This is a genomic window from Leptothrix ochracea (assembly GCF_041083635.1).
GTDB lineage: Bacteria > Pseudomonadota > Gammaproteobacteria > Burkholderiales > Burkholderiaceae_C > Sphaerotilus > Sphaerotilus ochraceus.
In genome coordinates this window covers 1-4,737 of the sequence record NZ_JBFPHB010000026.1, presented here as the reverse complement: position 1 = coordinate 4,737, position 4,737 = coordinate 1, and the positions used below count along the sequence as shown (strand labels likewise).

The following is a 4,737-nucleotide window of genomic DNA, read 5'->3' as shown; positions in this document are numbered from 1 at the left end:
CGCGTATTGAACTCGCGCTCCAACACCGAAGGCCGCGCCGCATAGCCCGCCCGCGTCATGGCCTCACGCAGTCTTTCAGCGAATTCAAGCTTCTCATTCATGAACAGATCGTTCAGTTCTTGATCAACAAAAATGAACTTACAGTTCACAAAAAGATAAATCTTTGGTTTAATTCTTCTGTCGGTCAAAAAGTTTGGCGATGCCGTACCGACAGACCCAAGGTGCACTTGGGTGGGGCATCAACGGAGGAAGGGGGTCTTCTATGAAGTCTTTGGGCGCATCGCCCAAGAACGAGACATCACGAATGGCAGCTTGTGGGATTTCCCCCATTAACAGGCTGTTGAAATACTGTTTTCCAAGTGTAGACCGATCATAAATTTCTATCGAAAAACTTATGAACGAGCCAAAATTGGTGATTTTCGACAGAAAATTACCCGAATTCGACCCGCGTCATAGGTGTCAACAGTTGGTTGTCAATGGCATTTTGGGTATTTCAACAGCCTGCTAATGAAGTGAAATGTGACCCGAGATAAAAGGACAAAAATAAACCTTGCTTAACCGGCCTGGCCTTTGGTAAGGCGTTTGCTTGAAATTTTATCTGGCCGTAATGTTCAGGCATAAATCATCATGGATATGATTTATGCCCAACTTATTCCGTGCGTGATTAATTTTTTAATTCTGTCTTCATAACACGATTAAAACATGCGATTTATTGCAAAATGTGGGCATCACAATAGATGGTTGCTTATTCTAATTGCGTCTGTCATCACAGGATGTGCAAACATCAATCAACCTACAGATCAAACCAATGATGACACAAATCAAACAAAGATAAAACCAAGTTCATTCGAGAATAAAAAACGGGACAATCCCAATAATTTTTCAGACCAAAGTAGCCAGCTATATGACAGCCTGCCAGATATTGATAAATGTCAGGCTGGCACTTTAAAAAGAAGTGTCAAAGATGGCGTCTTAAATACCGTCAATAAAATTCGCTCTCTTCATGGTTTGTCACCCGTCTCATATGACGATCAGTACGATGATCAAGTCATGAAAGGGTCACTGATTATCGCCGCAAGTGGCCACCTTACCCATGAGCCACAATCTTCAGAAAAGTGCTATTCTCCAGAAGGTGCAAATGGCACCAAAACCAGCAATATTTTTGGCGGAACAATATCCCCATATCTTAGATTTCAATCACCAGATGAGGCCATCATCGGATGGATGACGGATGTTAGAAATGCCTCTGGGAACAATGTTGGTCACCGAAGATGGTTGCTTGATCCATTTCTGAAGAAGATCGCATTTGGAAAAGTTACTGGTGTTCTTGAAAATGGTGAATCAACCAATGGGGCGATGATTCGCGTTATCTGGGACGATCAACACAAGAACCCGTCTTCGCGATCTGAGAACAACTTTGTGGCTTATCCATTTAAGGACTATCCACAAGAATATTTTGACAAAAATGCCATTCTTTCTTTTACAGCCATTGAAGATCCGCTGAATAGATACAACAACAACGCAGATTATGCTGGCGTTGGGCTAGAAGTCGTGGATGAAGCGGGTAATAAAGTTCAGGTCCATGATGTGAATGGTGATAAAGCTGGCTATGGAGTACCCAACGTTCTTCAGTTCAAAATAGATGCCATACAGCCCAAGATGAAATACATGGTCAATATCAGGAACGTGTTGATAAACGGTCAATCGAAGAGCTATAGCTACTGGTTCCGGATCGTCTGAAACCCTCACGTGGCGGGCCGCTTTAACACAGGCACAGGGGCTACTGCAACGCCATCAACCGCGTGGCGCCCTGCCGCGCGGCTGATGCCGCAGCCGGGTCGCCACTCACCGCACCATCACGTAGTAATCCGCCCCCGCTGCACCGGGTAGGTCGCTGTTGGCTTGGACCACAAGGACGTGGCGGTCGGCGCTGTCGTGGAAGATGGCGATGCCGTAGGTCGGCAGGCCAGCGATGCTGGGCAGGGTCACATCCGGCGCGGGGAACAGCAAAGGGCCCGTAAAGCGCTTGTAGAACCCGGGATAGTTCGGGGCCAACCCTTGAGCAAGAACCACGGCTTCTTGGGCGGTGGCCGAATGGCTCATGGATTGCACGGTCACTCCGAAGGAGCGCACATAGCTCAGATCGACCGTGCTGAAAAAAGTGCCCGCAGCAGTGAACAGCAAGCGCTCATCCGAGGACAACCAGAACGGCACGTCCATGGCGTAGTCGCCCCAGTAGGGTGAGCCAACCTCGGGGCCGGTGATGACCCCCGTGAAAGGATCGACCGGATAGGCGTAGATCTGTAGCGGGGACAGGCCCTGAGAGAGGATGAAAATCTTGTGGATCAGATCGGCATAGGCCCCCCGCGTGGTGCCGTAAACATTGCCAAAGGTGCCCGTGCTGGCCTGCAAGATGGCACCGCTGCGGCCATCCATGAGCGAAATGTCAGGCGTGACCCACTGGGCACCGGTCTGGCCGGTCAGATAGATCCGCCCAGCGTTGTTGACCAGCGCTTCGGTTTGCGCGCCGCCGGTGGGTGAGGTTTGCAGCAAGGTGGCGCTGGCCACATCGACCAAGCTCACCGCCCCCTCATGCAGCACGGCCGCCAGCAAACCATCGGGGCTGAGCGTCAAACCTTTGACGGCGGTGGGCAGCAGCACGGAGATATCGGTGCCGGCATTCGGGTCCACCACATGCAAAGCATCTGGCCCCGCCGCCGCCATCACCACCTTGCCTTGGCTTTTGCTGTACTGGATCTGCAAGGGCACTTCGTTGAGCAACAGCGTGCCCGGCACCGGGGCCATGACCGTCACGCTGACGCCGGCGATGCTGCTCACGGCCCCTTCGGTGACGCGCACTGTCAGGTAATAGCTGCCGGCCACATCCGGGGTGAACGTCAGTGCCGATAGCGTCGGAGCCACGATCACGGCGGTCGAGCCTGGCGGTTGGGCGTCGATCGACCAGCTGTAACTCAGCGCCCCGCCCCCTTGGCTCTGGCTGTTGGCTGCCGAGACCGTGACGCTGCGACCCAAGGGCAAATGCACCTGCGTGCGGTCCAGCACCAGCACGGGCGGGTAGTTGCCAACGAACAGGGTGATTTGACGCAACGCGGTGTCGCCCGCCGTGTTGCTCACCGCCAATTGCAAGGTGTAGCTGCCGTTGATATCGGGGGTGAAGCTCAGATCGGCTTGGGTCAGCGCCGTCAGGATGGCGGCACTTGTGGCCGGCTTGTTGAGCAAGCTCCAGCGGTAGGTCAAGGCACTGCCGTCGGGCGAATAACTGCCGCTGCCGCGCAGCGTGACGGGCACCCCGGCAGCCGACACCAACCCCGGCGCCGTGATCAAAGCCACCGGCGTGGGCTGACCGCTGACCACCGCCACCGGGCCTTGTTGAGCCGTGACACTGACGGTGTGCGCCTGACTCAAGCCGGTATGCAGGTCTTGCACCACCAGTTGAATCACGTAGTTGCCCACCACATCAGGGATGAAATTGGTGTTGACCCCCGTGCTGGCGGACAAGGTCGCGGTGCTGCCAGCAGGCTTGGACAACAAGGCCCAGCCCCGCAACGTGGTGTTGCCCCCGACCACCAAGCTGGCACTGCTGTCGAGCAAGACGAAATTGCCCACGGCGGTACTGAGCGTGGTGGAGCCGCTGGCGGTGGCGATTTGGGCGCTCATCACGACCGACGGCCCGTTGCTGAGCGCGTTGTAGCTGTAGACCACATCGGTCGATGCGCCGACCTGATTGGTGCCCCGCACCCGAAGTTGATAGTTGCCCGCAACATCCGCCGTGAAAAAGGCCGTGCTACCGCTGACTTGAATCACCGCTTGGCTGGTGCTGGGCTTTTGCAGCATCACCCAGCTCAAGGTCACAGCGCTGCCATCCGGGCTGGTGCTGGCCGAGCCATCCAAGGTGATGAGCGAGCCCACCGCCACGTTTTGCAGCGGCCGATTGGTGGCCGAGCCGTTGAAAACAATGCTCTGGCTGATCGCAACCACCGGCGTGCTCTGGCTCACCACAAAGGTCAAGGTCTGGGTGGACGCCAAGGCGCGTGAATCGGCGATGGTGAGCGTCAGCTCATAGGTGCCGATGCGATCAGGCACCAAGCTTGCCCAAGCTTGGGTCGGGGTGGTGATCGTGGCGTTGCTGCCGGCCGGTTTGCTGCGCAGCACCCAGCTGTAAGCGGTGATCGAACCCGAAGGCGTGCTGCTGCCCGAGCCATCCAAAAGCACCTGACTGCCCAGCGCGGCCTGAAACGTCCCCGCCTGCGTCGCCAGCACCTGCGCCTGTGCTTGGATCACGGCGGTGGGATGTTGCGGCTCACTGCTGGTCGGGGTCGAACTTCCACCACAAGCCACCAGACCCAGCGCCACGCTCCAAAACAAGCTCTTGAGCCACCGATAACCCATGCAACCCCCACGTGTCTTCTGTCACATCCGACACGTTGATTTTGCATGGCACACCCCCCCAGCCCGAGATCTGTGTGTTCCACACGACAGACAGATGTGACAAGGGGCGTCTCCACCCCCAAGCCCCTCAGACGCCGCTATCGGCGTCCTTGTGGACCTTGGCAAAAGTCAGGATCACCTCGCGGATGAGCTTGCGCTGCGGTGCCGGCAGCTGCAAAAACGCATCGACCGTTTCACGCTCCTGATAGCTCAGCTTTTCTTCCCAACGCTGGCGGTGCTCCTGCACCGACAACGCCACCCGCTCACCAAAGCGCAGCACCTGCGGCT

The 4,737-nt window shown here is 55.9% G+C and carries 2 protein-coding genes and 1 pseudogene; 1 reads left to right on the top strand and 2 read right to left on the bottom strand.

The genetic code is table 11. The annotated features are described in order from the left end of the window. The first annotated feature begins 702 nt into the window (after window positions 1-702). Window positions 703-1,740, top strand: a complete 1,038-nt coding sequence (locus AB3X39_RS10660) for a CAP domain-containing protein (protein WP_369417360.1) — start codon at window positions 703-705, stop codon at window positions 1,738-1,740. A 105-nt stretch (window positions 1,741-1,845) separates the two neighbouring features. Here AB3X39_RS10660 and AB3X39_RS10655 read toward each other — a convergent pair whose 3' ends face one another. Beyond that, the gene (locus AB3X39_RS10655) at window positions 1,846-4,410 is read right to left on the bottom strand and encodes a PKD domain-containing protein (protein WP_369417359.1); all 2,565 of its coding nucleotides are present in this window, start codon (window positions 4,408-4,410) and stop codon (window positions 1,846-1,848) included. A 127-nt stretch (window positions 4,411-4,537) separates the two neighbouring features. Next, window positions 4,538-4,737 (bottom strand): annotated as a pseudogene (locus AB3X39_RS10650) (XRE family transcriptional regulator); the annotation flags it as partial.

What these genes read in the sequence shown, in the direction of transcription:
- AB3X39_RS10655 (WP_369417359.1), bottom strand. Translation starts at nt 4,410, where the DNA reads ATGGGTTATCGGTGGCTCAAGAGCTTGTTTTGGAGCGTGGCGCTGGGT.
- AB3X39_RS10660 (WP_369417360.1), top strand. Translation starts at nt 703, where the DNA reads ATGCGATTTATTGCAAAATGTGGGCATCACAATAGATGGTTGCTTATT.